The 26,624-nt window shown below is 64.0% G+C and carries 22 protein-coding genes; 15 read left to right on the plus strand and 7 right to left on the minus strand.

The window, feature by feature from the left end:
* Positions 1–70 precede the first annotated feature (70 nt).
* From rho to P8Q88_RS07820, 8 genes are all read left to right on the plus strand, one after another.
* Positions 71–1,336, plus strand: a complete 1,266-nt coding sequence (gene rho / locus P8Q88_RS07785) for a transcription termination factor Rho (RefSeq protein WP_278323282.1) — start codon at positions 71–73, stop codon at positions 1,334–1,336.
* Between the two features lie 66 nt (positions 1,337–1,402).
* Positions 1,403–1,798 (plus strand): BLUF domain-containing protein, encoded by a 396-nt coding sequence (locus tag P8Q88_RS07790; RefSeq protein ID WP_278323283.1) that lies wholly within the window; start codon positions 1,403–1,405, stop codon positions 1,796–1,798.
* Positions 1,799–2,023: 225 nt separating this feature from the next.
* Entirely contained in the window at positions 2,024–4,621 is a 2,598-nt protein-coding gene (locus P8Q88_RS07795) for a hypothetical protein (protein WP_278323284.1), read from the plus strand.
* The gene (locus P8Q88_RS07800) at positions 4,618–5,004 is read left to right on the plus strand and encodes a response regulator (RefSeq protein ID WP_278323285.1); all 387 of its coding nucleotides are present in this window, start codon (positions 4,618–4,620) and stop codon (positions 5,002–5,004) included. Before P8Q88_RS07795 ends, P8Q88_RS07800 begins: the two co-directional genes overlap by 4 nt.
* A complete protein-coding gene (locus P8Q88_RS07805) occupies positions 5,001–7,547 on the plus strand; it encodes a poly-gamma-glutamate biosynthesis protein PgsC/CapC (RefSeq protein ID WP_278323286.1) in 2,547 nt (848 codons plus the stop codon). Before P8Q88_RS07800 ends, P8Q88_RS07805 begins: the two co-directional genes overlap by 4 nt.
* Positions 7,544–8,305 carry a hypothetical protein gene (locus P8Q88_RS07810; RefSeq protein WP_278323287.1) on the plus strand — a complete coding sequence of 254 codons (762 nt, stop codon included), beginning with the start codon at positions 7,544–7,546 and terminating at the stop codon, positions 8,303–8,305. The genes P8Q88_RS07805 and P8Q88_RS07810 overlap by 4 nt, the downstream gene beginning before the upstream one ends.
* A complete protein-coding gene (locus P8Q88_RS07815) occupies positions 8,302–9,096 on the plus strand; it encodes a hypothetical protein (protein WP_278323288.1) in 795 nt (264 codons plus the stop codon). The genes P8Q88_RS07810 and P8Q88_RS07815 overlap by 4 nt, the downstream gene beginning before the upstream one ends.
* On the plus strand, positions 9,093–13,256 hold the full coding sequence (locus P8Q88_RS07820) for a hypothetical protein (protein WP_278323289.1): 4,164 nt from the start codon (positions 9,093–9,095) through the stop codon (positions 13,254–13,256). Before P8Q88_RS07815 ends, P8Q88_RS07820 begins: the two co-directional genes overlap by 4 nt.
* Before the next feature lie 63 nt (positions 13,257–13,319).
* Here the strand turns inward: P8Q88_RS07820 and P8Q88_RS07825 are convergent, their stop codons facing one another.
* The 5 genes from P8Q88_RS07825 to P8Q88_RS07845 all read right to left on the minus strand — a co-directional run bounded on the left by P8Q88_RS07825 (position 13,320) and on the right by P8Q88_RS07845 (position 17,824).
* Complete coding sequence (locus tag P8Q88_RS07825; RefSeq protein ID WP_278323290.1) at positions 13,320–14,252, minus strand: hypothetical protein; 933 nt, start codon at positions 14,250–14,252, stop codon at positions 13,320–13,322.
* A 4-nt stretch (positions 14,253–14,256) separates the two neighbouring features.
* Positions 14,257–15,027: a response regulator gene (locus P8Q88_RS07830; RefSeq protein WP_278323291.1), complete on the minus strand. Its 771-nt coding sequence runs from the start codon at positions 15,025–15,027 to the stop codon at positions 14,257–14,259.
* A gap of 85 nt (positions 15,028–15,112) precedes the next feature.
* Positions 15,113–15,517 carry a nuclear transport factor 2 family protein gene (locus P8Q88_RS07835; RefSeq protein ID WP_278323292.1) on the minus strand — a complete coding sequence of 135 codons (405 nt, stop codon included), beginning with the start codon at positions 15,515–15,517 and terminating at the stop codon, positions 15,113–15,115.
* Positions 15,518–15,535: 18 nt separating this feature from the next.
* On the minus strand, positions 15,536–17,122 hold the full coding sequence (locus P8Q88_RS07840; RefSeq protein WP_278323293.1) for an FMN-binding glutamate synthase family protein: 1,587 nt from the start codon (positions 17,120–17,122) through the stop codon (positions 15,536–15,538).
* A gap of 3 nt (positions 17,123–17,125) precedes the next feature.
* Positions 17,126–17,824: a dienelactone hydrolase family protein gene (locus tag P8Q88_RS07845; RefSeq protein ID WP_278323294.1), complete on the minus strand. Its 699-nt coding sequence runs from the start codon at positions 17,822–17,824 to the stop codon at positions 17,126–17,128.
* Between the two features lie 95 nt (positions 17,825–17,919).
* On the opposite strand from P8Q88_RS07845, the gene P8Q88_RS07850 reads away from it, so the two are divergent.
* The 6 genes from P8Q88_RS07850 (at position 17,920) to P8Q88_RS07875 (ending at position 23,777) form a co-directional block, all read left to right on the plus strand.
* The gene (locus P8Q88_RS07850; protein WP_278323295.1) at positions 17,920–18,186 is read left to right on the plus strand and encodes a DUF6489 family protein; all 267 of its coding nucleotides are present in this window, start codon (positions 17,920–17,922) and stop codon (positions 18,184–18,186) included.
* Positions 18,187–18,210: 24 nt separating this feature from the next.
* Positions 18,211–19,482, plus strand: coding sequence for a tRNA uridine-5-carboxymethylaminomethyl(34) synthesis GTPase MnmE (mnmE, locus tag P8Q88_RS07855; protein WP_278323296.1), 1,272 nt, complete (start codon positions 18,211–18,213; stop codon positions 19,480–19,482).
* 71 nt (positions 19,483–19,553) lie between these two features.
* A complete protein-coding gene (gene mnmG / locus P8Q88_RS07860; RefSeq protein ID WP_278323297.1) occupies positions 19,554–21,407 on the plus strand; it encodes a tRNA uridine-5-carboxymethylaminomethyl(34) synthesis enzyme MnmG in 1,854 nt (617 codons plus the stop codon).
* Positions 21,404–22,033: a 16S rRNA (guanine(527)-N(7))-methyltransferase RsmG gene (rsmG, locus tag P8Q88_RS07865; RefSeq protein WP_278323298.1), complete on the plus strand. Its 630-nt coding sequence runs from the start codon at positions 21,404–21,406 to the stop codon at positions 22,031–22,033. Before mnmG ends, rsmG begins: the two co-directional genes overlap by 4 nt.
* Positions 22,030–22,809, plus strand: a complete 780-nt coding sequence (locus P8Q88_RS07870; protein WP_278323645.1) for a ParA family protein — start codon at positions 22,030–22,032, stop codon at positions 22,807–22,809. Before rsmG ends, P8Q88_RS07870 begins: the two co-directional genes overlap by 4 nt.
* A complete protein-coding gene (locus tag P8Q88_RS07875; RefSeq protein ID WP_278323299.1) occupies positions 22,806–23,777 on the plus strand; it encodes a ParB/RepB/Spo0J family partition protein in 972 nt (323 codons plus the stop codon). The genes P8Q88_RS07870 and P8Q88_RS07875 overlap by 4 nt, the downstream gene beginning before the upstream one ends.
* Positions 23,778–23,812: 35 nt before the next feature.
* Here the strand turns inward: P8Q88_RS07875 and P8Q88_RS07880 are convergent, their stop codons facing one another.
* Together P8Q88_RS07880 and msrC are read right to left on the minus strand one after the other, a co-directional pair.
* The gene (locus P8Q88_RS07880; protein WP_278323300.1) at positions 23,813–24,487 is read right to left on the minus strand and encodes a hypothetical protein; all 675 of its coding nucleotides are present in this window, start codon (positions 24,485–24,487) and stop codon (positions 23,813–23,815) included.
* A 108-nt stretch (positions 24,488–24,595) separates the two neighbouring features.
* Complete coding sequence (gene msrC, locus P8Q88_RS07885) at positions 24,596–25,078, minus strand: free L-methionine (R)-S-oxide reductase MsrC (protein ID WP_278323301.1); 483 nt, start codon at positions 25,076–25,078, stop codon at positions 24,596–24,598.
* 78 nt (positions 25,079–25,156) lie between these two features.
* Here msrC and P8Q88_RS07890 point away from each other — a divergent pair, with 78 nt between their 5' ends.
* Entirely contained in the window at positions 25,157–26,611 is a 1,455-nt protein-coding gene (locus tag P8Q88_RS07890) for a PQQ-dependent sugar dehydrogenase (RefSeq protein WP_278323302.1), read from the plus strand.
* Positions 26,612–26,624: the final 13 nt, after the last annotated feature.

Genomic DNA, 26,624 nt, shown 5'->3' on the forward strand with positions numbered 1-26,624 from the left:
GCCGGGTCTGCTTTCTCCAAGCCCTTTACCGACCTGCCGGCCATCAAAGCTATTTTACCGAGAAAAAACAATGCATCTCAAGGATTTGAAAGAGAAGACTCCGGCCGAGCTGGTCTCGATGGCCGAGGAGCTGGGTGTCGAAGGCGCCTCGACCATGCGACGGCAGGATCTGATGTTCTGCATCCTGCGCGAACTCGCCGAGGATGAGGAATACGAAGAAAAGATCATGGGCATCGGCACAATCGAGGTGCTGCAGGACGGCTTCGGCTTCCTGCGCAGCCCCGAGGCCAATTACCTCGCCGGTCCCGACGATATCTACGTATCGCCGAACCAGGTCCGCAAATGGGGCCTGCGTACTGGCGATACGGTCGAGGGCGAAATCCGGGCGCCCCAGGAAGGCGAGCGCTACTTCGCGCTGACCAAGCTCTACAAGGTCAATTTCGACGATCCGGATGCGGTCCGCCACCGCACCAATTTCGACAACCTCACGCCGCTCTATCCCGAAGAAAAGCTGACGCTCGACACGCTCGATCCGACCGTCAAGGACAAGTCGGCGCGCGTGATCGACATCATCAGTCCACAGGGCAAGGGCCAGCGCGCGCTGATCGTCGCCCCGCCGCGTACCGGTAAGACAGTACTGCTTCAGAACATCGCCAAGGCGATCACTGACAACCACCCGGAAGTCTTCCTGCTGGTGCTGCTGGTCGACGAGCGGCCGGAAGAAGTGACCGACATGCAGCGCAGCGTGAAGGGAGAGGTGATTTCCTCGACCTTCGACGAACCGGCCAACCGCCACGTCCAGGTCGCCGAAATGGTGATCGAGAAAGCCAAGCGGCTCGTCGAACACAAGCACGATGTAGTCATCCTGCTCGATTCGATCACGCGCCTCGGCCGCGCCTACAACACCGTGGTGCCCAGCTCGGGCAAGGTGCTGACCGGCGGTGTCGACGCCAATGCCCTCCAGCGTCCGAAGCGCTTCTTCGGTGCGGCGCGCAATATCGAGGAGGGCGGTTCGCTGTCCATCATCGCCACCGCTCTGATCGATACCGGCAGCCGCATGGACGAGGTTATCTTCGAAGAGTTCAAGGGCACCGGTAACTCGGAAATCGTGCTCGACCGCAAGGTCGCAGACAAGCGGATCTTCCCGGCGCTGGACGTCGGCAAGTCCGGCACCCGCAAGGAAGAGCTGCTGGTCGAGAAGGACAAGCTGTCGAAGATGTGGGTCCTGCGCCGCATTCTCATGCAGATGGGCACGATCGATGCGATGGAATTCCTGCTGGACAAGATGAAGGATTCCAAGACCAACGAGGACTTCTTCGCCAACATGAACCAATAAGGCTCCGGCAAGGGAAACTGGAAATTAAGCGGTCGGATCTAGGAGGCTGCTGCAGGAGATATGATCATGCAGCAGCTTCTTTACCGATCGATCGCGGCGGACGGACTTGGTTCGGATGCCGTCTTCGAAATTGTCGAGACTTCGGCGCGCAACAATCCGGCCCGCGAAGTGACCGGATTCCTCGTCCGTTCGGGCGATGTCTTCCTCCAGCTGGTCGAAGGACCCACGGCATCGCTCGACGAGTTGCTGGCCGTTCTGGCCCACGATCCGCGACATCATTCGATCGAGGTCCTCGTGCGTGAGGAGATCAACCAACGCTCGTTTCCGCGCTGGCGGATGGAGCGGGTCGGCACGGATCAGCCGAGCGTTGCCGCCTTGCTCGAACGGCTCGATGCAGCGAAGGTCGTGCCCGCGGCTGCCGCGCATATCCGCGGCTTTTTCGACGCCCGCAAGGCCGCTTAGTCGCACGGTCGGCAATGGGCAGTGAAGGATTGGGACGCTCCGCGACAAGCTAACGCAAAATTAACCCTGTTTACGTAGGGAAATCCCGTGCGCGGTGACGATCGCGCATCGCTGGGCAGGTGTGCTGCCCGACGGGTTCGACAGGGGGTGTACATTGGCTGGTCAAGCGATCACGTCGCGTATCCCCTCGCGATCCGCGCCCGTTGCGCCGCGCTGACTTTTGCGATGGCTCGACTCGGCACACTCCCCTTTCCCCGCCTTGCTGCTGCGCGCCCCAATTGGCGTCTGCTCGGCCGCGAGCAATTCGCCAGCATCCTGCTGCCGGTGGTCACGGTCGCACTGCTGGCGATAATCCACCAGTTCGGCCTCTTTCGGGACAGCGACGGACGTTTGTTCGATCGCTATGCCGTGCTGGGAAGCGCCACTGCCCCGCAAGTCGTGGTGATCGAGCGCAATGCGCGCTTCGCAGCGATGGGTGAGACCGGTCGCGCCAGCCTCGACGCCGCCCTGGCCCAGCAAGGCATCGCGCGCATCGGCTATCTGGATCAGCAACCGCCCGAGGGCGCGCCTACCGGCGCGCTTCGCATCCATGCCCGGCTTGCCGACTGCGTACCGCTTGGTGACCGGTGGATTTTCACGGGTGCGCCGGTGAGTACCGGTCCGCGCACTGAAGTGGCTGCTGGCAATCTTGCCCCTTCGGAGTACGGTATCCAGCGCGGGCAGTATCTGGGCCTGCCCGCGGCGGGCCGTATAGTGCCCTCGTTCGAAGCGCGGCTCGCCGGGATTCCGCCAAGCGAAGGCGAATTCCTCGTGCGGATGCCGCGAACCCAGTCGATCCCGGTCATTCCGGCCAGCCAGATCGTGAATGGCGAGCTTGCCAGCACCGATCTTGAAGGCCTCGTTGCCATCGTGGCGGGGCGGCAGTCGCTAGCCCCGACCCTAGCCACTTCGCGTGAACCCGATCGGCTGGCGATGTCGCCGGCCCTGTTCCGCGCCCATGCCGTTCAGACTCTCGCCACGGGCCAACATGTCCAGCGCGCCGGCGTGTGGGACAGCTGGATTGTCTTGTTGGCAGCCGGACTTGCGCTGACCGTGGCCTATCGCCGCAGCGATCCGAAGCGCATGATCTTTCAGGTTTCGCTGATTGCCAGCGTCGTGATTCTCCTCGGCGGCTTGCTCGCACTCGAGCTGGCTGGCCGCTTGCTCCCGCTGACGGCCCTCTTGCTGGCCCCGTGGATTATCGCGGTGCAGCGGATGCTGATCCGCGAGCGCCGGCAGGACAACAGGCTCGAACAGGTTGCTGCACGCGCTGTGCAGAATTCGGTCCGCCGATCTGCGCTGCGCGAAGGAGCTCGCCTGCCACAGTTCGTGGAGCCTGCAGCGCGGATTGCCGGTGTTTCGAAAAGCCTTCTGATGGAGCTTTCCGGGACCGGGGAGCTCGCGCTGGTAAGCGGTATCGACGCCTCGCTGGACGACATCGCAATGGATCGCGCCGAATTTGGGCGGGAGCTGCGCAAGCTGCGTGGACGGCAGGGCGGTTTCGACGCAGCCAGCCTCGTTCCCGGCTGGGATTGCGAAGCGCGCCTGACATGGATCGGCGGGGCCGACAGGAACCTGTTCTGGCTCTACGCTGTGCCGCCCGGCGGGCGATCTGGTAAGCGCGGCCAGCTTGTCCGCGCGGCAGCATCGTCCTTCAGGGAATTGTTTCGCTGGCGTGCTGACCTCAATGCGCGCGAACGGCAGGAAGAACGCTACCTGCCGATCGACGAAAAAGTAGCCAGCGCAATCGAGCTGGTTTCGCGCGAATCGGATCAGGTCAGGCGCGGTTTCGACACGATCGATACCGCAATCATCATCTTCCACCTGATCGGCTCTCCGCTCCATGCCAATCGAGCCATGGAGGAGCTATACCAGGAAGCGGGCCTGGCACTTCACGAAACACCACTGGTCGACGCGCTTGTCGCCCTTACCACGCTGGATGTCGTCCGGATCGAGGCGATGCTGCAGGAGTTGGTCGTGCGTGGTGGCGAGATGCGACTGCCCATGCGCGAGCTGGGGCCGGTAGAACGCATCCTGAGAGTGGCGGCGCCTGACAGCATGGCGCGCGGCACCGACCGCGTCATTGTGCTCGAGGCGGTCGACATCACCGACCTGCACGCGGCTGCCGACCTGCGGCAATCGGTCGGCCTGTTCATCGACCTGCAGCTGCGCAACGACCTCGAGGCCATCCTGCTTGCCAGCGATCTGGCGGCCAACCCCCGGCTTGAGCGAGATCGTGTCGGCCCGATCGTCGCCCGCATCGGCGAGGCGGCGCGCCGCGCCACGGGACGTCTCGACGAGGTTGCCGAACTCGTACGGGGTGAGAACGACGATCTGGTCGAAGCCTGTTACCCCGTCGACGCACGCAGCCTGGTGCTCCAGACGCTCGAGAAGACAGTCGGCCTTGCCGAAGATCTCGATGTCACGATCGATGTTCAGCTGCCTGCCATGAGCGGCTTCACCATTGCCGAGCCGCGTGCGCTGGCCGACATGCTCGAGGCCATGATCCGGGTAGTCGTCGCCGACACGCCGCAGGGCGACACGGTGGTGGTCAAGCTGGAAGAGCAGGATACGCAAACGCAAATCCAGGTTTCCGGTGGCTTCGGTATCGGCTTCGGCCGCCTGGTCTATCTCCTGACCAAGGGCGAGGACCAGTCGGTCGGCGAGTATCGCCAGATCAATCGCGGGATCGCGCGAACCTCGAAGTGGGGTGGCAGCGTCTCCTACTGGGGACGCGACGCACGCGGTTTCGGCTTCAACGTCAAGCTGAGGCGCATCGGATGACAGCCCCACACATACTTATCGTCGATGACGACGAGATCCTCGCCAGCCTGCTCGAGCTGACGCTCGAGATCGAGGGCTACCGCGTTTCGACCGCCCATGACGGTGAGGAAGCGCTGGTCCGCATGGCGCAGGGCGGGATCGATCTCGTGGTCCTCGATCTCGTCATGCCCAAGATGGATGGCGTGCGGTTCCTGCGCGTGCTCAACGAAAAGGGAGAAGCACGGCCACCGGTCATCGTCATTTCCTCGACGGCCGGGAACTCGCTCAGCGATGAATTCCGCTCCCTCGGCGTCGTCGCGATTGCGCGCAAGCCGGTCGAGCCCGCCTGGCTTGTGAGCGAGATAGGTACTGCACTCCATGGCGGACAATTGCTGCGGCAATGACGCTGTTTCCGCTCACCATATTTCCCGAGGGCGGTCTCGTCAGCTCGATTATCACGACTGTCTGGGTCGGGGTCTTCGTGCTGTGCTTTTTCAACCTGCGCTACGGCTGGGTGCTGTCGGGCCTCGTGGTGCCGGGGTATATCGTCCCGCTGCTGATCGTGAAGCCCGTGGCAGGCGCCGTCATAATCGTCGAGGCCATCATGGCCTATGCGCTGGTCTGGGTGTTCAGCGAGAAACTGAGCCGCGGACGCTATCCAAGCCTGTTCGGTCGCGACCGCTTCATGGGCCTGATCCTGGCAAGTATCGCCGTGCGACTGGTCATGGATGGGTACGTACTACCCGAGATCGCCGCCTGGCTGGAAAGCGATTTCGACCGCCGGTTCGACTGGCGCGACAATCTCCAGAGCTTCGGCCTCGTCATCATCTCGCTATTGGCAAACCAGTTCTGGAAGCCGGGCCTCGTGCGCGGGCTGGGGGCGGCGGTGGTCACCATGGGGATCACCTATCTTGTCGTGCGCTACGGCCTGATGGAATTCACCAATTTCCGCATGAGCGCGGTGACCTACATGTACGAAGGGCTGGCCAGCTCGATCCTTGCCAGTCCCAAGGCCTATATCATCCTGACGCTGACCGCGCTGATCGCGAGCCATATGAACGTGCGCTACGGCTGGGACTTCTCCGGTATCCTGATCCCGGCATTGATCGCGCTGCAATGGTACCAGCCGACGAAGATCGTGACCTCCTTCCTCGAGGCAATCATCATCTACGTGATCGCCCGGCTGCTGCTCAAACTGCCGAGTCTTGCCAACGCCACCATCGAAGGCGGACGCAAATTGCTGCTGTTCTTCAACATCAGCTTCGCCTGGAAGATGGCCTTGGGCTGGTTTATCGTCTGGCAGGGCTTCGACGTGAAGACGACCGACTTCTACGGCTTCGGTTACCTGCTTTCGACGCTGATAGCGATCAAGGCACACGACAAGGACATCTTCCCGCGGCTTGCCCGCTCCACCCTCCAGGTCAGCCTGATGGGCGCCGTATTCGGCAACATCGTCGGCTTCGGCCTGTCCGCGGCAGTTTCGCGCACGACGGTGGGGGACGCGGCGAGGGCACAGCAGGCGGCTGCGGTCAGAAACAAGCAACTGGACCTGCTGGTGGTGGAGGCTGTCGGCGATGCGCACATGCGCGCGGCAAGCGGTCGCGCGGCGCCGCTTCTCGCCGGAGCCGAAGAGGCGCTCGCGGAACTGGTCTTCTCGCTTGAAAGCGGCGCGCCGCAGTCGTCGCCCGATTTCGACATGCAGGCGGGCGGGTGGCGGCTGATGGCGGTTGGCGAACAGCGTCTGGCAATTGTGCGCGCCGATGGCGCCGGCCGCGAGCTGCTGGTGTTCGATCCGTCTGCAAGGCGCGATGCGGCGGTGGTGCTGCGTGATCCGACCAGTCGCCCGGGAATGGCGACGGCGGCGATGGTCCTGCAAGACCGTCTCGACGCGCGCTGGCTGGTCCTTTCCGCACCGGTCCCGTTGGCGGATATCGAGCGCCGCAGTGTGGCGGATATTTTCGGCGAGGCGACCAAGGCGGTCGAACTGGAACTCGAGCCGAGCGCTAGCGATGACAGCACAATCTCCTATGCAGACGCTTCCATCGGAACGATCGATCTGCCCAGCCTTCGCACCTTCGCCCCCGACATCACCGCGCGGATCGACGCAGAAGCGACCGAAGGTAGAGCGGGCAGCCGGGCGATCCTGTTCTTGGGGCGGAGTGCCCAATCCAGGCTCAACGCCGTCCGCGCACCGCAGCTTCGCGGCACGGGTGCCTGCAGATTGGTGGACCCAACCAACGCTCGCCGGCCATGGAGAAACCACGAACGCCTTGCATTCCTGCGCTATGAAATCGCGGCGCCGCTAATAGAGGATTCGCTCAATGGAGGGACCGCTTTAACCGCGCGCACAGCTGCTGACATTGCTGGTTTCGGTGTGGGTCTGTGTCAGATAGCGGGGCGCGACCACTGGACGCTGTTTTCCAGCGCCCGGCACGAGGGGCAGGTATTCCTGGCTGCTGATGCTCCTGTCCGGAAAAGCGTTCTTACCTGGCAGGAAGGCGACTATGTGCGCGCAGCCCGGCTTGGCGCAGTGGTGCATCGCAGCTGGGGCAGCGATCTGCTGCTCGTGGCTCCCTGGCCCGACAGCGCCGCCAATTCGCCGCGGAGCATGACAACCGTGTTCTGGCATGAGGTGGTCAGACAGCAAGATGAGGATATCGAGCCGTTCTCGCTGCATCTGCGGCAACGCACGCGGGCAGCACCCGATATTGCAGGTCGCCCCGATATTCTCGTCGCAAGAGACGTCCTCGGCCCCGAACATCCGGATCTCGAGCCGCTGGTGTCGGCAATGCGGTCGGCAGGCGTGCGTACGGTCGTCGCCGATGGCAGCGCGGCATTCGGCGGTTACGAAGCGCGACCCGGCACGATCGAACGCTATTATGCGACCACCCAGGGCCGCCGCTACGCGATCGGCTGGGTCATGAATTATGCGGGAGGCGCGCGATGAGCCTGACGCTGATCGCGCGCAGCGCGGCGTTTCTCCTGCTGGGTACTCTGGCAGCCTATGGCGGGTGGGTGTGGGCGCTTCCCATGGCGCGCTACGTCGTTGCGGCACAGGATTCGACCAGTCAGGACCTGCGCATCGCCGATCGCATGCTGGCCTATAGGCTCGGCGAGCAGGAGCCGCTCAGCTTCGCCTTCTCCCAGCCGGTGGACAACCTTCGCCTCCTGACGCATGCCGCAACGGCCTCTCCGCCGACCGACGTGAAAGGGCTGATGTACCGGCTGAGGATCTCGCTGTTCGATGGCGATGGAAACCAGTTGGCCGAGTACGAGCAGGCGCTACTCGCCGGGCGCGACGACGGCTATTTGCCCGATGGCAGGGCCCGCCGTTTCTATCGCACGGGCGACCTCGCCATCTGGGGCGTCGCGCAGCTGGTGGTCGAAAACGACACGCCCTTCACCCGCGTCGACATAACGCTGATCGAGGCCGATGCCCCGGTAACCGCAGTCGACGTTCGCGTTTACGAACGCCGGCCGGTCCTGGCGGGTGAGGAGCGCGATGTCCTGCTGCGGCGCAGCGCGCAGGAGCGGGCTACCTTGACCGCTTTCAGCCCCTTTCCTGCCGAGATGCTTACCGAGGACGAGGTGCGCAATCTGGCGCGAAATCTCTGGCGTCCGGTCGGCCCGGTCGGCGTCGAGGGTCGCGATTACGACGCACTGGTGATCTATGCCGCGCAGCGCGGCGAGGAAGGCGCATCATGATGCGCTGCCGACTTCTGTTGCTTGCGCTCTGCACCGCGGTCGCCGGCTGTGCTCCCGAACCGGACGAGGCACGCCTCCTGTTCGCCAAGGGCGCTGTTCAGTCCAAGCAGTTCGCCGCAATCGGTTTAGCGGGAAGCGAGAAGGACGGCATCGTCAGCCTGCGCGATCCGGGGCGCTGCGGCGACAAGGGCGAATATCGCCTGCGCGCCGAAGGCGGCGCACCGGTGCTGGTCATGGCGCCGCACGCTTTCCATGATCGCCATACCGGCGATCTCGCCTGGCTCCTGTTCGACAGTGTCCCGACACGTGCTGCGGCGCGCAACACCGTTCCGCGCCAGGAGGTTCAGGGCAAGAACGAGGCCCGCTGCGCCGTGGTCGATCTAGCCGGCGAGCGTGAGCATCCGTTCACTTCGTTTGCGCTAGGTTTTTCCGACCGCTTTCCGGGCGGGCTGGTGGTGCAGATTCACGGCTTTGACGGAGAACTGCGCGCCACTGCGCGTGCGCGCGACGGAGCAATCATCGTTAGCGACGGGACGACAGAACCCGGGACTACGATATTCGATCTCGCGGATTGTTTGAGTCAGGCGGTTGAGCCACGCGAGGTGCTGATCTTTCCGGTGCAGACCCGTGAACTAGGCGGGCTGGAAAATGCGCAAGGACAGGCGCTGCGTGATGCCGGCGGCGCGGGCTTCGTGCACCTCGAACTCTCGCTTGAATTGCGCCGCGCTTTGCTGGAAGACAGGCGGCTCCTCGACCGGTTGGGGTCCTGTCTCGAGCGAGTTGCCGCATGAACGCCGTCACCCATATCGAGCTGCCCGGCTCCGATGCGTTGGAGGTGCCCCTCGGCAAGCGACTGGATCGCGGCTTCGCTCCCAAGCTGCTGCCCGTATATGCCGACCTGCGAGAGGAAATTCTCGCCTATGCCGCGGACAAGGGAGATGCGCTGCCCGCCGCTCGCCACGCGACTGTCCTGACCGATTTTTGCCTCCTCCAACGCGATGCCATCGCACGGCTCGGCAAGGCGGAGGCGCAGTTCCAGTCGCGCCACGCCAGCGCGCTCGACAGTGCGGAACAGCGTGCTGCAGTGCTGGATTTCGCACGGGCAATGGGTTCGCGCGGGCGGTCGCTCAAACGCGATGCGGAAGCGACGAAGGAGTTCTTCGACGCCGATGCCGTGCTCGAGCGTTACACGAAGCGGCTCGGCGAACGCGAGCGCGTGCTTGCCTTCGCTTTGGAGAGGCTCGGCTGGATCGCCGGGGAGGCCGCGGCATCCGATCCGCTGGTGCTGGAAGGCGACAGTTTCACCGAGCTTTTCGAAGAATTGCTCCCGGCAATGCGTCACTGGCTCGGCGATCCGCGCATCCGGCGCGCCGCCCATAGTTGCATGCGCCGTATTGCGGAGCAGCTGCCCTCGCGCACGGGCGGGCTGTGGCTCGATGCCGCTCTCAGCGCGACCCGCCGCGCCTGCCTTGATCACGGAGAGGATGTATGGACGCAGTGCGAGGCTTTCGATGCCATGTTTGCGCTGTCGCCCCACACGGTCCATTCGCTGGTCGAGCGTCGCCTCGCGGCAGATCTGGAGCAAAAGACCGCTGCCCAACGCGATAGCGAGGTTTTCGTCCGCCGGCACCTGGTCCGCCGGGTCGCGGCGCGCGTGGACGCAAACCCCCGGCTCGACGCCGGTTTCGAGCTCCTGTGCACAGACGCCGAAGGCGCTGTCCGGCAGGTCCTTGCCGAAATGCTGCCGCTGCTCAGCCCGGCCCGCGCGAGCCGGCTGGCGCAGCAACTGGCCCGCGATACGGACCCGCAGGTGCGCGCTGCCCTGTTTGCCCGGCCCGCGGACATGCTCGGAGTGCTGTCGGCCAATTTCTATATTCGCATCCTGACGGCGGTACTTCACAAGGATGAAGACGAATTCGTCCTGCGCATCGCGCTCGACGCCTGCGCCCTTCTCGCCGAGGAAATCGCGCGGACCCAAGGCGAAGTGGCGGATGGCATCGTGCGCCAGCTCTATCGTGCCGTGGAGGGCCTGCGGGGGCGCGATCCCAAGCCGAAGCTCTGGCGCTGGAGCGACGAGACACGCGAGCGGATCTGGTTCTGGACAATTCCGGAGGCACGGCAAATCGGCGAGGAGCTGGCAAAGGTCGTCGTGCCCATGCGCGAGGGGGCGATCCGCCGCATACCGGCTCTTCGCCAGTGGATTGAAGATGACCGGGATCGGGTCGGCCGGGTCATGGCAGTGCTCGCCCAGCGTGATTTCGGCCTGGCATTGAAGGCTGGGCGACGTCCGACGATCCAGCGTGGGGAGTTCTTCCGCCGACGCGCCTGGCGCATGCTGTTCGAGGGACGGCAGAGCGCGACCGACAAGCGGCAGGCTTTCTACCATACGAAGGGTCGCCACTATCACGGCGACATGATTGCGCCGAGCGCACGCATGGCCGAGCTTGCTCCAACCAAGGTTCCCGGCGAGCCCCTGTTCGAAAGCGCCGAAGGGGGCTGGCGCAATTATCTCCCGCTCGTCGATCAGGTCCTGTCCGCGCTCGATCGTGGGGGCCGGACTCAGGTTTACACCAGCGCCGGCATCACCAGCGTGGAAGCGCCCGCGGGCATCCTTTTACGGACGCGCGCCTTCAGCGCAGTTACGCGCCGCTTTCCCGAGCTTGCTGCCCAGCGCAATCGCGACCCCGAAGCCTATGTCGGTGCGCTGCGAACACTGGGCCTGACGCTGGAATTCAGAGGCTATGACGATACGCCGGGAGCGCCCACACCGCATATCGTGAAACTCTATAGTGCGGGCGGCGTGTTCGCTGCGCTGCCGATCGTGTGGGATCGCGCTTCGGCCTATGTTTCGACGGTTTTCGCCAACAATCTGGTGGAATTGGGCGTATTTGTCGGCCTCGCAAGCGCATGGTTTCTCGGCCGCCACGTCGTGCTTGGCTGGCAGGCGCGGCGGCTGCGCAACGGACTTTCGCTGGTGCTGGGAGGCTGGGGAACGCGCGGCAAATCGGGCACCGAACGGCTCAAGGCTGGTCTGATCAACGCGCTCGGCCCCTCAATCGTCTCGAAGACCACTGGCTGCGAAGCGATGTTCCTGCTCGGCAATCCCTATGGCGAGCTGACCGAAATGTTTCTCTTCCGACCCTATGACAAGGCGACGATCTGGGAGCAGTTCAACCTGCTCAAGACCTCGCGCGGGCTGAAGGCGCGCGTCTTCCTGTGGGAATGCATGGGCCTCAACCCCTCCTACGTCCGGGTATTGCAGCAGGACTGGATGCGGGACGATATCGGAACTATCACAAACACTTACCCCGATCACGAAGACGTGCAGGGTCCGGCCGGCCGCAACATCCCCGAAGTCATGTGCGAATTCATTCCGCATGGCTCGACGCTGCTGACAACCGAGGAGGAAATGCTCCCGATCCTTGCCGAGGGCGCGGACAAGGCCGGAACAGCCATGCGTTCGGTCGGCTGGAAAGAGGCCGGCCTGATCCACAAGACGTTGCTGGACCGTTTCCCTTACGAGGAGCACCCATTCAATATCGCGCTGGTGACGGCGATGGGCGACGAACTGGGGCTTGAGCCGGACTTCTGCGTGAAGGAGATGTCCGACCGGGTGGTGGCCGATCTGGGCGTGCTGAAAACCTATCCGCGCACCGAGATCGACGGGCGCAGCCTGCAATTCGTGATGGGGATGTCCGCCAATGAACGTTTCGGTGCGATGGGCAACTGGACGCGCATGGGGTTCGCAGACCACGATCTGGAGAAGGACCCGGAAGTCTTCGTCACCACCGTGGTCAACAACCGCGCGGACCGCGTCCCGCGCAGCCGGGTTTTCGCACGCATGCTTGTGCGCGATGTCGCGGCCGACAGGCATTTCCTGATAGGGTCCAATATCGAGGGCCTCCTTGGGTTCATCGAGGAGGAATGGGCAGACTATTCCGCCGATCTCAGCCTGGTCGCCAAGGACGAGGCGCCGCTGGAAAGGCTGCGCGCCTTGGCGAACCACCAGCGCATCGCGCTCACCCCGACCGCGCTCGAGGGCGTGCTGGCTGCAATGCTCGCCCCGCAGGGCGAGAGGATCACCGCGAAAGCCGCCGTGGAAGCGGCGCGAGCCGGCGCGCTTGCGCAAGCATTGCGGGATGCGAAGGTCGAGCATGGCGATGCCATCGCCGCCCACTACGACGGGATGGCCGCCCTTCATCGCGATTATGTCGCCATCGAGCAGGCCGTGACCGGCGGAGCCGATCCGGCAAGCCAGGACCAGGCGCTACGCGCGCTGCTCGGCAAGGCGTTTCACGCCAAGCTGGTACCCGTGCGCGACTACTATATGAAGGGCGAAGCGATCGTTCGGCTGGTCGCCGCGAACACACCCCCGGGCCTGCTCAACCGCATCATGGGCATGCAGAATATCAAGGGCACGGGTCTGGACTGGGTCTATCGCTGGCAAGCCTGGGAGGCTGCGTGGAAAGCGTGCCAGCAATTGCGCGAGGAGGATCCGGCAAGCGTGGAGCGGGGCTACCGCATGCTGGCCAGCTTCCACGAATTCGGCGCGCTCAGCGAGGCGGAGGTGCGCGCTGTGCTGGGTGAACTGCGCGGGCAGGGTGCGCAGGCCCCGCTGTCGCAGGCGCAGATCGACGGCCTCGAGGCCCGACTTGATGACCAGATGGGCAAGTTCGCATCCCTGTCGATCGACGCGGGCGCGGGCGATTCCGGCAAGAACAGCAGGCTTGCCGGCGCCGGCACGAATTTGGTCACGGCGGTCGAGGCCTTCATCGATGCTGGCGATGCCGTCCGGCGGCGCAAGGCGGCCGACCGGATTTATGCCTCGCTCATCTCCGAGCAGATTTCCAACCAGCGCGCGGCGGCCGAATTGAAGGTTCTCACCACGCGCCAGAAGGGCGGCTGGCTGATGAAGGCTATCAAGGATCGGCGCGAGAAGCGGGCGGCCTGACGGGCAGCAGGTTCAGGCGGAGGTCGCGTATCCCGTCGACCCCGTCCGGCAGGTGTCGAGGCTCTAGAAGCGGTAGCCCGCGACGAGCCCGAACCTTGCTCCGTCCATATCGTAACGAATGTCGTTCGATTGCCGGAACCGGTATTCAGCGCTGGCGGTAGCATAGGGTCCGCGGCTGGCCCGCCCCCAGGAAAGGTCCACGGAGGGCGCGACGTAGCTGTCCTCGCGCAGCGCGCCGTCGGCATCCCCGCGAGCGATGCGCGCGGCATAGTCCCATTCGCGATATTCAACCGAAGGCCGCAGGCGCAGCATCCTGTTCAGGGGATGACTGTACTTGATGCGCGCCACCCGGCGATCGTAGCTGCGTCGTTCCTCGTCTTCGCTGCGCAGCTGTTCGACCCGAGCGTCCAGGCGCAACCAGTGGTAGGGGCCGAAGCGGCGGTTGTATTGCGCGGTGGCGCGATAGCCTTCGCCCTCCCCGGCGCGGGCCGTGTCGTATTCGCGCTGGCGATAATCGGCTTCGATCCGGACTCGATCGTTGCCCTGTTCCCACTCGACACGCGCGGCAATCGAGGTCTGGTCTGCGCTGAAGGCCTCGAGCACAGCAACGTTTTCGAGGCGCCTGGCCTGCAGGCGTACGGTGACGCTGGGCGAGATTTCATGCTCGACGCTCGCCGTCACGCCGTAAGTGGTAAGCGTATCCCGGTTCATGCCTTCATAATCGAATACGCCGGCATCGATCTCGACGCGCGCGGTGGTGTTCGGGCTCAGGCTCCAATCGAGTGCAAGATCGCCACGAATGCCAAAGCCCGAACTGTCGATATCGTCGCCATCTTCCATCATGATGTCGGATTGGATGCCGATCACTTCGACGCGCGCAGCGATTTCGACCGGATCGCCATTCTGTGCCAAAGCAGGCAGGGCGAGCGCAGCCAGCAAGACCGCAACTGCGGCAGCGGCCACGCGGCGGGCCCGGGCGACACAGGTCGTCAGCATCGCCTCAAATCTCGCCCTGAAGTGCCTCGCGGGCGGATTTCAGCACCGGCCTGACGTCCTCGCCCGCGAAAAAGGCCGCGAGAAGCGCCGTTTCCTGGCCGCGCGCGACATCGCCCAGGCGCGGTTGCCCGAAGGATCCCGCGATACCAGCCAATTGGTGCATCTGGTTGCGCAGATCCATGACCAGCGCCTCGTCGACCATGCCCTCACGTGCCAGTGCTCCATCGAGCAGCCCGAGAAGGGCGATCGTCCGATCCTCGAATTTGGACTTCAGCGCGGCCATGGCGGCATTGCGCGTGCGTTCGGGGCGGCTGCCAGTGCGGTGGCCCCAGGCGCGCAAGGTGGCGCGCAGGTCATCCAGCGCGACCGGTTTCTCGAGGTAGGCCTGCATGCCGGCGGCGCGATAGGCGCGCACTTCCTGCAATTCGGTGGCGGCGGTGATGGCAATGATCGGCAGATCGTCTGCGCTGAGCCCTTCGGTCCGCAGGCGTCGCGCGGTCTCGACTCCATCCAGGATAGGCATGTTCACATCGAGCAGGAGCAGCGAATAGGGTCGCCCGGCCTGTTCCGCCGCCCGGATCATGCCGATCGCCTCGAGGCCGTTGACTGCATGGTCCATAGCGACCGACAAATGGCGGGTCATCGCCAGCAGGACGTCCGCGCTGATCTGCGTATCCTCCGCGAGCAGGACCCGCAGGGCAACGGCCGCATCCCTCTCGGCCGAAGCCCGAGGGTTTTCACGCAATGGCCAGCTATCGGATTTCGGCTCGAACACGCGGCCGATATGGCAGAACAGGGTTAAACGAGACCTAACGATGAATGCCTAGGCCGCGCAGGACCAAGGTCCCGGCTATTGGCCGTCAGCCCGCCTTCATGCGCTCAAGCTCGGCTCCCATCTGCTCCCACACCTTGTTCACGGCCTTGAGCGGTCGAACCATGACCTTGAAATCGACGATCTTTCCATCTTCGTCAAACCGGATGAGGTCGATCCCGTTGACATGGATGCCGTCCATCTCCGTGGTGAATTCGAGCAGCGCGTCATTGCCGTCGGTCATGGTGCGAACATAGCGGAATTCGGCGTTGCCCAGCGTCTGGCCCGCAGCGGCAAGATAGGCGGTGACGATGGCCTGGCCGTGTTGCGGCGTGTGCACTACCGGCGAATGAAACACTGCATCTGGGTGTATCATCGCCGCCAGCTCCCCTGCCTTGCTGCCGTTTTCGATGACGCGATGCCAATTTTCCAGCCCCTTCGTCGCTGCGCTCATGGTTTATCCTCCTGCCGTTCAAACCCGCCGAAACGTATCCGCCCGCGCCGCGGACCAGTGGCGCGCATAGGGCGTTGCCTCGGCATTCTCGAGCAATTCTCCCGGCTCGAGGAACGTGTAAATGCGGTCGATGGCATCCGAGCGGGCGCCATTCAAGCGTTCGCGCATGTCATGGGGCGAAATCTCCCACGGGCTCGACAAACCCATGGCGACCACGATTTCGCGCAGGGAGTGGACGGTCTGGCGCTGGAATCGCGCCACCCGCGGGCCCTTGTCTTCTACCACGAGGCCGCGCTGCCGCCAGGCGTCCTGCGTGGCGACGCCGGTCGGGCAGGTGCCCTTGTGGCAGTTCATCGACTGGACGCAGCCGAGCGCGAACATGAAGGGACGCGCGGCGTTGCACCAGTCGGCGCCGAGAGCGAAGGCCTTGGCCATCTGCGCGCCCGAGTGGATCTTGCCCGATGCGGCGATCTTCACCCGATCCTTCAGATTGAGTCCGACCAGCATGTTGCGCACCATGATCTGGCCTTCGCGGAGCGGCATCCCCACCGAATTGGACAGTTCAAGCGGCGCGGCCCCGGTTCCGCCTTCAGCGCCATCGACAGTGATGAAATCGGGGTGGAGGCCGGTCTCGATCATTGCCTTACCAATGGCGAAGAGTTCGTGCGGCTGGCCGACGCAAAGCTTGATGCCGATTGGCTTCCCCCCGGAAAGATCGCGCAATTCGGCGAGGAATTCGAGCATTTCGACTGGCGTGGCAAAGGCGGGATGTGCGGCGGGAGACACGACCGTGTCGCCGACGGGCACGCCGCGAGCCTCCGCGATTTCCTGCGTGACCTTTTTGCCCGGCAGCACGCCGCCATGGCCCGGCTTCGCGCCCTGGCTCAGCTTGAGCTCGATCATCTTGACCTGCTCGTCGCCTGCGCGATCGCGGAACTGGTCGGGATCGAAACTGCCATCGGGCTTGCGCGCGCCGAAATAGCCGCTGCCCAACTCCCAGATCAGGTCACCACCGTGCGAACGGTGATATTTGCTGATCGATCCTTCACCGGTATTGTGAGCGAAACCGCCCATGGCCGCTCCGGCATTGAGCGCCTGGATAGCCTTGCCGGACAGGGAGCCGAAGCTCATCGCGGAGATGTTCAGCAAGGCGGAGGAATAGGGCTTCGCGCAGCTTCCCTCGCCGATCGAGACCCGCCAGTGATCCGGCGCGTCCTCTTTGGGAGCGATCGAGTGGCTGAGCCATTCGTACTCGTCCGAATAGACGTCGAGCTCGGTGCCCATCGGGTGCGAATCCAGATCGCCCTTGGCCCGGGCATAGATCAGCGCCCGCGCCTGGTGGCTGAAAGGGCGGCCCTCGAGATCGCTTTCGACGATGTAGGATTGGGCGAAGGGGCGCAGGTCCTCCATTAGCCAGCGAATCCGCGCGATCAGCGGATAGTTTCGCCTAAGTGTATGATCCTGCTGAAAGAAATCCCAAATCGCTAACAGCGTCGCGGGTACCAGCAGCCAAAGAAGCCAGCGGGTCGGATCCCAGAGCCATGCGGCACCGCACAGGGCAAGCAGGGCGAGCGGGACGATGTAGCGAAAGGGGACGCGCTCCACGCGTCAGCCAAGGTGCTCGGCGAAGAATTCCGCGCTGCGCCGATCGGCTAGCTGCGCCGCGTCATCGGAGCGCCGCTCCCCGAATTCGGTCGCAAATCCGTGGTCGAGACCCTCGTAGTCGAACAGGGTGACCTTGGGATGATCGTCCAGCCCGTCGTGCATCGCCTTCTGCGTGTCCTTGTCGACGAAACCGTCTTCGGTCGGAATATGCAGCATCAGCGGATGCGCTATCGCGTGCTTCTCGCCAAGCAGCCCGTCGATCCCGACGCCGTAATAGCCGACCGTCGCATTCACATCGGTGCGCGCGGCGGTCATGTAGGCGAGACGGCCACCGAGGCAGTATCCGACGGCCCCGACCTTCGCGACATCCTCTTCACGCCGAATATGATAGATTGTCGCTTCGATGTCGCGAATGCCCTGATCCTGATCGAACTTGCCCATCAGATCGAGCGCGCGCTGGAATTCCGGTTCGACGTCGGGATCGAGCTCGATCCCCGGCTCGAGCCGCCAGAACAGGTCCGGCGCGACCGCGAGATAGCCGTCTTCGGCCAGCTTGTCGCATTTGCGCCGGATACCGGCGTTGACCCCGAAGATTTCCTGGATGACGATGATCGCAGCGCGCGGGGTGTCGGCCGGCCGCGCGACATAGGCATCGAATTGCGTGTCGCCGGACAGGGTGGAAATCTTGACGGTCTCGGTCATGCGGGGGCTCTCCTGTGTTGATTGGGGTCTAGCGCTTGCCGAGAAGGCTTGGCAAACCCAGATATGCGTAACAGCGCCACAACGGAGGAAGCGCCATGAAGGTCCACATCGAAATCGACTGCACCCCCGAAGAGGCGCGTACTTTCATGGGTCTGCCCGACGTAGGCAAGGCCAACGCGGTCTATGTGGACATGATGTCGAACGCCATGAAAGGCGTGTCCAACACCGAGCAATTGCAGGAATACGCGCGCCAGCTGGCACCCATGGGGCAGGCCGGCTTCAAACTGTTCCAGAGCTTCATGGAGGGGGCGAACTCGGCCCGGCCCGGCTCGAAGTCGGGAAGGCCTGCCGACGAGGATTGAGGCTCGAGGCCTGCACCGCCACCGATGACCGATACGATCTATGCGCTATCGAGCGGTGCCCCGCCTGCGGGCATCGCGATCATCCGCATTAGCGGACCGTTCGCGGGCGAGGCGCTCTCTCGGCTCGCGGGTAAGCGACCACGCGCGCGACATGCTGCGCTGCGCACCTTGCGAGCGGCCGATGGCTCGGTTCTCGATCAGGCGCTCGTCCTGTGGTTTCCCGGGCCGGCCACGGCAAGCGGCGAGGACATGGCCGAATTGCACTGTCATGGTGGGCGCGCCGTCGTCGAAGCCGTCCTCGCCGAGCTTGGCAGGCTGGAAGGCTTCCGTGAGGCGCAACCTGGCGAGTTTACGCGCCGCGCTTTCGCCAATGGCAGGATCGATCTGGCCGAAGTCGAGGGGCTCGGCGATCTGCTTGCAGCTGAAACCGAATGGCAAAGGCGAGGGGCGATTGCAGCCGCCGGGGGAGAGCTTTCGCGACGCATCGAGCAGTGGCGCGGCGAGGTACTCGGTCTTTCGGCCAAGCTTGAGGCCGTCATCGACTTTTCGGACGAGGACGATGTAAGCCAACTTCCGGCCGATTTTTCCGGCCAGCTGGCGGCGTTGGCCGGCGCTATCGAGGAAATCATCGCGCGCCCGCCATTGGAGCGGCTCAAGGACGGCGTGCGCGTAGTCTTCGCTGGCCCGCCGAATGCGGGAAAGTCGTCACTTTTCAACGCTATATTGAAAGAGGGCGTGGCAATTGTGTCTGCCGAGGCGGGCACGACACGCGATGTGATCGAGCGGCCGATTGCATTGGGCGGGGCGCCCTTCGTCCTTGTCGATACTGCCGGTCTGCGAGACGAAGGCGCCAGCGCTATCGAGGCGATTGGCGTCGATCGGGCGAAGCAGCAAATGGCGAGCGCTGATATCCTGCTCTGGCTGGGGCCCGCCGACATGGCACCGGAGGGCGCGCATCTGGTCCAGTCGAAATCCGACCTTTTGGCGGAGATGCAAGTAGCAGACCATGTCGTTTCATCTGTAACTGGTGAGGGACTGGACGATCTGGTCGATTGGTTGGTCGCAACTGCGGCCGGACTTTTGCCACCGCTCGACCGGCTAGCCCTCAATCGTCGACAGCGCGCTCTTGCCCGGGAGTGTGCGGTGCATCTTCGCAGCGCGGAGGGGCAGAGCGATCCGCTGCTCGCCGCCGAGGACCTGAGGCTTGCGAGATTGGCGCTCGACAGCATATCTGGCCGCAGTTCCACCGAGGACATGCTTGATGCACTTTTCGGACAATTCTGCATCGGAAAGTAGGGCCGCGAACGATGTTTCACGTGAAACAAAGGCCCTTTGACCGCGCACCTGCGTATCGGTAAGAGGCGCTCATGCGCGAATTCGATGTTCTGGTTGTGGGCGGCGGACATGCCGGCGTCGAGGCTGCCTGCGCTGCGGCGCGGATGGGGGCGAGTACGGGCCTCATATCGTTCGACCTCGATGCAATCGGAGCGATGAGCTGCAATCCGGCAATCGGCGGCCTCGGCAAGGGCCATCTCGTCCGCGAAGTCGACGCCCTTGACGGCGTAATCGGTCGCGCGGCGGATGCGGGCGCGATTCATTACCGGATGCTCAACCGCTCGAAGGGGAGTGCGGTCTGGGGCCCGCGCGTCCAGGCTGATCGCCGCCTGTTCAAGGCGGAGGTGCAGCGTATCATCAGGGCAGAGAGTCGGCTGTGTTGCATTGCAGGGGAGGCCGCGTCGCTCGTGCTCGAAGGAGGGCGTGTTGCCGGCCTTCATCTTGCAGATGGCACGCGCCTCAGGGCCAAGGCGGTCATCCTGTGCACCGGGACCTTCCTCGGCGGGGTACTGTTTCGGGGTGAAGAGCGACTGGAGGGCGGCCGGATTGGGGAAAATGCGGCCCACCGTCTGGCGGAGCAATTGCGCGCTGCCGCCTTGCCCATGGGGCGGTTGAAGACTGGAACGCCGCCGCGCCTCGATGGCAGGACGATAGATTGGGCCAACCTCGAAGAGCAGCCGAGCGATGGCGAGAACTGGACCATGTCTGCCTTGTCGGGTGGAAGGGATAACCCGCAGACTTTCTGCGCGGTGACCCGGACTAACGAGCGCGCGCATGACGTGATCAGGGCCAATCTCGATCGTTCGCCGCTTTTCTCGGGGGCCATTGCCGGGGCCGGGCCACGGTATTGCCCCTCCATCGAAGACAAGATCCACCGCTTCGGGGACCGCGATGGCCATCAGGTCTTTCTCGAACCTGAGGGTCTGGATACCCATCTCGTCTATCCGAACGGCATTTCCACCTCGCTGCCCACCGACGTGCAGCACGAGATGCTGCGCGCCATGAAGGGATTGGGCCGGGTCGAGATGGTGGTTCCCGGCTATGCGGTGGAATATGACCATATCGATCCGCGAGCGCTGCGGCACAGCCTCGAGCTGCATGCCGTGCCCGGCCTCTATTGTGCAGGCCAGATCAACGGCACGACCGGCTATGAGGAGGCGGCCGCGCAGGGGCTCGTGGCCGGAATGCATGCAGCTTGCGCTGTGCTGGACAAGCGGCCCGTCCCGCTTGACCGCTCGAATTCCTATATCGCTGTGATGGTCGATGACCTCACGCTGCACGGTATCAGCGAGCCCTACCGGATGCTGACCGCGCGCGCCGAATACCGCCTTCGTCTTCGGGCGAGCAATGCCGACAGCCGCCTGACCGGACTTGCGATCGACGCTGGCCTCGCAGGAGCGCGCCGCACCGAATACTACCGCCGCCGCGAAGAACGGCGAAGCGTGTACGAGGGTGTATTCACGCGCCCGTTAGCCGCGCCTGAACTTGCGGATGCCGGCTTGCCGGTCAAGCGCGATGCTGGCTCGAAAACCGTGGCAGAGTGGCTATCGACCGGGAATGTCGAGTTGGCGGACCTTGTCTCGCTGGGCTTACCGATCGACCTGGAGGACGATCTGGCGACCGAGATGGCCGAGGATGCGGCCTATGCGCCCTATCTGGCACGGCAAGACGCTGAATTGCGCGATCTGCGCGCCAGCGAGGCTCTGCCGCTCCCACCCGACTTTCGCTACGATCTGGTGCCCGGCTTGTCGAACGAGATGGTCGAGCGCCTGAGCAGCGCGCGGCCCGAGAATCTTGCTGCGGCGGGGCGAGTACAGGGCGTGACTCCCGCTGCGCTTGCGGCGGTCCTCGTCCAGGCCAAGCGTGCCGGAAGCCTTGCTGCATGATCGAGAGTGAGGAGGGGGCCAGGGCGTTCGTAGGCGATCTCGCTTCACATGAAGCACTGGACAAGCTCGAGCAGCTCGGGCGCGAGCTGGAAGCCGAGAACGCCCGACAGAACCTTGTCGCCAAGAACTCGCTGCCTCAGTTATGGCAGCGCCATATGGCCGATTCGGCGCAATTGCTCCGATTTGTGGAGCCGAGCCAGCGCCAGTGGCTCGATCTTGGCTCAGGCGCCGGATTTCCGGGCCTGGTCATAGCGGCCCTTCGTCCCGCGCAGCGCGTGGTTCTGATCGAATCACGCCGCAAGCGGGTGGAATGGCTTCTTCGAATGGTGGACGCGCTGGAATTGCAGAATTGCACGGTCGAGGGGACCCGGATGGAACAGGTGGAGACGGTAAAGGCGGGAATTATCTCGGCTCGCGCCTTCGCTCCGCTGCCTCGGTTGCTCTCATTATCCGCACGGTTCTCCACAACCACCACGCAGTGGGTGTTGCCGAAGGGCCGTTCGGCAGCGCAAGAAGTAGGTGAACTGGCTGCGGCCAACCGAAGGATGTTTCACGTGGAACAATCGCTCACAGATCCGGAAGCCGGGATTATCGTGGGTCGGGGCCAATGGCGGGCGTCGAAATGATAACCGTCGCCATTGCCAATCAGAAGGGCGGGGTGGGCAAGACCACGACCGCGATCAATATCGCCACCGCCATGGCCGCTACCGGGTGGAAGACACTGCTCGTCGACCTCGACCCTCAGGGCAACGCGTCAACCGGGTTGGGCATCGCCAGTACCGAGCGTGAGAACAGCAGCTACGATCTCCTGCTCGACCAGCGCAACCTCTCCGAATGCGCCCTGCAAACCGATATTCCCGGCCTCGACATCGTGCCGGCCACTCAGGATCTCTCCGGTGCGGAAGTCGAACTCGTGTCGGTAGAGGGCCGGACGCATCGCCTTTCGAAAGCGCTGGGCAATCCAGGCGCAAATTACGATGTGTGCTTTGTCGATTGCCCGCCGTCGCTGGGGCTGCTGACGCTGAACGCCCTGTGCGCCGCCGATACATTGCTGGTGCCTTTGCAGTGCGAATTTTTCGCGCTTGAGGGGCTTAGCCAGCTTCTTCAGACCGTCGAACGCGTGCAACAGGGTTTCAACCCCGAACTCGGCATCGTCGGGGTCGTGCTGACCATGTTCGACCGGCGCAATCGCCTGACAGATCAGGTGGCCGACGACGTGCGCGACTGTCTCGGCCAGCTCGTCTTCGAAAACGTGATCCCGCGCAATGTTCGCCTGTCGGAGGCCCCCAGCCACGGGCTGCCCGCACTCATATATGACCACCAATGCCCCGGCAGCCGCGCTTACATCGGCCTTGCGCGCGAGCTGATCGGCCGCCTTCCCCAAGCCAGGAAAGCCGCATGAGCGACGATATCCAGACCTCCCGCCCGATTGATCGTAAGAAAAAGCTCGGGAAGGGCCTCAACGCCTTGCTGGGCGAGACGCGCCGCGAAGAACCGCTGGTACGCCGCGAGATAACCGGAGAGGTGGGTTCGGACGATTCGACATCCACTGCTCCGCCGACAGGGGCAGACGGGCTCGCGTCGATCCCCGTGGGGGAGATCGAACCGCTGCCCGGGCAGCCGCGCACGAATTTCCGGGACGAGGCCCTGGACGAACTTGCCTCCTCTATCGCCGCGCGCGGCGTGATTCAGCCGATTATCGTCCGGCGCCTCGGATCCGGCCGCTTCCAGCTGGTCGCCGGTGAGCGGCGCTGGCGCGCTGCGCAGCGCGCGCGATTGCACGAGATTCCGGCGATCGTCCGAGAGCTCGACGACCGTGAGGTCATGGCTCTCGCGTTGATCGAGAATCTTCAACGTGAAGATCTCAATCCGATCGAAGAAGCGCGCGCCTATCAGAAGCTCGCCGACGACGAAGGGATGACGCAGGCGGAGATCGCAAAGCTGGTCGACAAGTCGCGCAGCCACGTGGCGAATTTTCAGCGCCTGCTCGCTTTGCCCGACAAGGTTCTCGCGCTCGTCTCCAGCGGAGCCCTGTCCATGGGTCATGCCCGTGCGCTCATTGGCAATGACGATGCGATACTCTTGGCCCAGCGCGCGGTAGAGGAAAATCTCTCCGTCCGCGAAATCGAAAAGCTGGTGCGTTCGCCCGCCAAGGGGGCGCCGCCGGTCGGCAAGCCTTCGAGAGCGACGCGGGGTCCAACGGACAATGCCGATATTGCCGCCGTCCAGGGGCATCTCGAGGAATTTCTCGGCATGCAGGTGCGCATCAAGACCGACGCATCGCCCAATACCGGCACAGTGACGATTCGTTATCGCACACTCGACCAGCTCGACCTGCTGTGTCAGCGGCTGACTGGCGGCGATATTTAACGTAAAATCAAAGCTTTACGGCGAAATTTGCTCGTTCAGTCGCGTGCCCTGACAGGCGTTCCGTCGCTATAGCGCGCCGCGCGTGGCTGCATCACCGTGACCGGCACGAGCATATAGTCGCCGGTCGGGGAGGGCGTGCCCCGCAGGCCGCCGCTTTGGGCGCTCGCCAGATAGCCATCGAGATAGGCTTCACAGCGCGCAAGACTGTCATTTGCGGGACGATTTTCGTCATCGTCGGTATCGTCGACGGGAGGCGTAAGCCGCCTCGCGCATTCGGTCAGCCATGCGCTGCGATCGAATTGCACCACCCGGCCGCCCGCGGGGAGCACAGGCTCTTCACCTGCGCGATACACGTAGGTGTCCATCGAACGCGGACTGCCGGAGGATGCGCCCGTGTAAGCTACAGGCGCAGGGGTCGAACCAGAGGAAGCGTAGCGATCCGGTTCTACCGAATTCAGTGGTTGGACCACCGGACGTTGCACGAATGTCGGTGCGGTTCCGTCTTGGCGCGCCGGAATCACCCGCCTCGCGCCGGTTTCCGGCTCGTCGAGCTCGATTTCGATCTGCGGCACCGCATGTTCTGTGTCAGACATTTCCGACGCAGCGTATTCGGTGTCGTCGACCCGCTCGTCGGAACCGGATTGCGCCGAAACGTTGGCCGGAATCGCAGCAAGCGCGACAAACGGGAGGAGGTAGAGACGCAGTTTCATCGACATGGGCTCCCTGAACGGATCCGGGCGGGTTCTTCTGCCAGAATACCATCATTGTCGAAGGCGCCAAAACCGGCGCATTCAACTGTGCCCATTTGGGATGTTTTGCTAGATGCGCGCGGCCAGGATTTCGGCCAGTCGCTCGATCCCTGCGCGATCCTCCTCATCGAACCGCGCGAGGTTGGGGCTGTCGAGATCGATGACAGAAACCACCGATCCGTCCCGAATTACCGGCACCACAAGTTCCGAGCGGGTTTCGGCATCGCAGGCGATATGCCCCGGGAACTCGTGCACATCTTCCACCAGCTGCGTCTCGCCCCGCTCTGCAGCCACCCCGCACACACCGGTTCCCAAGGCGATGCGGATGCAGGCCGGCCGCCCGACGAACGGCCCAAGGACGAGCTCGCCCTCGACCATGCGATAAAAACCCGCCCAATTCAGATCGGGCAGGAAATCGCCCAGTAGGGCCGCGACATTGGCCATATTGGCGACCGCGTCGCTCTCCCCCTCGGTCAGCGCGTCGGCGGCGCTGACGAGTTGCTCGTAAATATCGGCCTTCGAGGCCTCTGCACCGGGGCGGAAATCATACATCGAGCTCGATCTAGTCGGCCATCGCGAAAGGGCAAGGCCCATTGCCCAGCGCGAGCGCCTCGCCTATTCGCTAAACTCATGAGCCTCGCCAAGAAACTGGGCATCGCCCTCGTCATCGTCCTTCTTCTCGTTGCAGCCGCGTTCTGGTTCCTGACGCGCGGCGATACCGCCAGCGTCGCATGGGACGAGGTGGTCGGCACCGATCCGCTTCTCGAAGAACCCGAGGCGGAGACAATTCCGACCGTCGCGATCGCCGAGCCGGTCGGTTGGGCCGCGGGTGAAGTTCCCGCCGCAGCCGAAGGGCTTGCCGTTTCTCGTTTTGCCGAAGGGCTGGAGCACCCCCGCACGCTTCAGGCCCTGCCCAATGGCGACATTCTCGTATCGCTGACTCGCGCTCCGGCGAAGGAGGGTTCTGGAGGTCTGGTGGGGTGGATTTCCGACCTGCTGATGGATCGCGCCGGTGCCGGGGGCGTCTCGCCCGATCAGGTGGTCCTGCTGCGCGATGCCGACGGCGATGGCAGCGCGGAAATCCGGCAAGTGCTGCTCGAGGGGCTGGCTTCGCCTTCGGGTCTCGCCTGGAATGACGGGACGCTCTATGTTGCCAATCACGACGCGGTTCTCGCCTATCCCTACGAACTTGGCGCCTCGAGCGTGTCGGGCGAACCGCGCAAGATTACCGATCTTGCGCCCGCCGGCGGTCACTGGATGCGCAATCTCGCGCTGAGCCCTGCGGGCGACAAGCTCTACGTGGCGGTCGGTTCCGACACGAATATTGCCGACAAGGGCATTGAGGCCGAGGAGGGGCGCGCGCTGATCTGGGAGATCGACCTTGCGAGCGGCCGGCGCCGCGTGTTCGGTGGCGGGCTGCGGAATCCTAACGGGCTCGATTTCAATCCCTGGTCGGGCGAGCTGTGGACCACTGTGAACGAGCGAGACATGCTCGGTTCGGACCTTGTGCCCGATTATCTGACCAATGTGCCGGTCGGCGCGCAATACGGCTGGCCGTGGGTCTATTTCGGCGACAATTTCGATCGCCGCGTCGAATACCCGATCCCCGCCTATATCAACTACGTCCGCACGCCCGAATATGCGCTCGGGCCGCATGTGGCGGCGCTTGGCTTCGTGTTCAGCGCGGAGGGAGCCCGCATGGGTGAGGATTTCGCCAGCGGCGCGTTTGTTGCGCGTCACGGCTCGTGGAACCGCAAGCCTCCGTCTGGCTATGACGTGGTCTATGTCGCGTTCGACGGCCGCGGCAATCCCACCGGCAAGCCGATCCCGGTGCTCGGAGGCTTCTTGCAGGATGACGGCACGACGCGCGGACGCCCGACCTGGGTCGAGTGGGCGCAGGACGGGGCTTTGCTGGTTAGCGACGACACGGCGGGGATCATCTGGCGCGTCATCGCACCGGGAGCTGAGCGGCAAGCCGGTATCGAGCGCGTGACGGGGGACCGCCTGCCAGCGCGGCGCGAATTGCGCGGGCAGCAAGCCACCTTCGGCGAGGACGATTACGCCCGGAGCGTCGCGCCCGAGTAAGTCGCGCGGCGCG

Origin of the sequence: Qipengyuania marincola, from assembly GCF_029688625.1 — a bacterium.
In the GTDB taxonomy this organism is placed as follows: domain Bacteria; phylum Pseudomonadota; class Alphaproteobacteria; order Sphingomonadales; family Sphingomonadaceae; genus Qipengyuania.

Excerpts from the sequence above, each read along its gene's own strand:
- rho (WP_278323282.1), top strand. The coding sequence starts at position 71 with ATGCATCTCAAGGATTTGAAAGAGAAGACTCCGGCCGAGCTGGTCTCG.
- P8Q88_RS07790 (WP_278323283.1), top strand. The coding sequence starts at position 1,403 with ATGCAGCAGCTTCTTTACCGATCGATCGCGGCGGACGGACTTGGTTCG.
- P8Q88_RS07795 (WP_278323284.1), top strand. The coding sequence starts at position 2,024 with ATGGCTCGACTCGGCACACTCCCCTTTCCCCGCCTTGCTGCTGCGCGC.
- P8Q88_RS07800 (WP_278323285.1), top strand. The coding sequence starts at position 4,618 with ATGACAGCCCCACACATACTTATCGTCGATGACGACGAGATCCTCGCC.
- P8Q88_RS07805 (WP_278323286.1), top strand. The coding sequence starts at position 5,001 with ATGACGCTGTTTCCGCTCACCATATTTCCCGAGGGCGGTCTCGTCAGC.
- P8Q88_RS07810 (WP_278323287.1), top strand. The coding sequence starts at position 7,544 with ATGAGCCTGACGCTGATCGCGCGCAGCGCGGCGTTTCTCCTGCTGGGT.
- P8Q88_RS07815 (WP_278323288.1), top strand. The coding sequence starts at position 8,302 with ATGATGCGCTGCCGACTTCTGTTGCTTGCGCTCTGCACCGCGGTCGCC.
- P8Q88_RS07820 (WP_278323289.1), top strand. The coding sequence starts at position 9,093 with ATGAACGCCGTCACCCATATCGAGCTGCCCGGCTCCGATGCGTTGGAG.
- P8Q88_RS07825 (WP_278323290.1), bottom strand. The coding sequence starts at position 14,252 with ATGCTGACGACCTGTGTCGCCCGGGCCCGCCGCGTGGCCGCTGCCGCA.
- P8Q88_RS07835 (WP_278323292.1), bottom strand. The coding sequence starts at position 15,517 with ATGAGCGCAGCGACGAAGGGGCTGGAAAATTGGCATCGCGTCATCGAA.
- P8Q88_RS07845 (WP_278323294.1), bottom strand. The coding sequence starts at position 17,824 with ATGACCGAGACCGTCAAGATTTCCACCCTGTCCGGCGACACGCAATTC.
- P8Q88_RS07850 (WP_278323295.1), top strand. The coding sequence starts at position 17,920 with ATGAAGGTCCACATCGAAATCGACTGCACCCCCGAAGAGGCGCGTACT.
- mnmE (WP_278323296.1), top strand. The coding sequence starts at position 18,211 with ATGACCGATACGATCTATGCGCTATCGAGCGGTGCCCCGCCTGCGGGC.
- mnmG (WP_278323297.1), top strand. The coding sequence starts at position 19,554 with ATGCGCGAATTCGATGTTCTGGTTGTGGGCGGCGGACATGCCGGCGTC.
- rsmG (WP_278323298.1), top strand. The coding sequence starts at position 21,404 with ATGATCGAGAGTGAGGAGGGGGCCAGGGCGTTCGTAGGCGATCTCGCT.
- P8Q88_RS07870 (WP_278323645.1), top strand. The coding sequence starts at position 22,030 with ATGATAACCGTCGCCATTGCCAATCAGAAGGGCGGGGTGGGCAAGACC.
- P8Q88_RS07875 (WP_278323299.1), top strand. The coding sequence starts at position 22,806 with ATGAGCGACGATATCCAGACCTCCCGCCCGATTGATCGTAAGAAAAAG.
- P8Q88_RS07880 (WP_278323300.1), bottom strand. The coding sequence starts at position 24,487 with ATGAAACTGCGTCTCTACCTCCTCCCGTTTGTCGCGCTTGCTGCGATT.
- msrC (WP_278323301.1), bottom strand. The coding sequence starts at position 25,078 with ATGTATGATTTCCGCCCCGGTGCAGAGGCCTCGAAGGCCGATATTTAC.
- P8Q88_RS07890 (WP_278323302.1), top strand. The coding sequence starts at position 25,157 with ATGAGCCTCGCCAAGAAACTGGGCATCGCCCTCGTCATCGTCCTTCTT.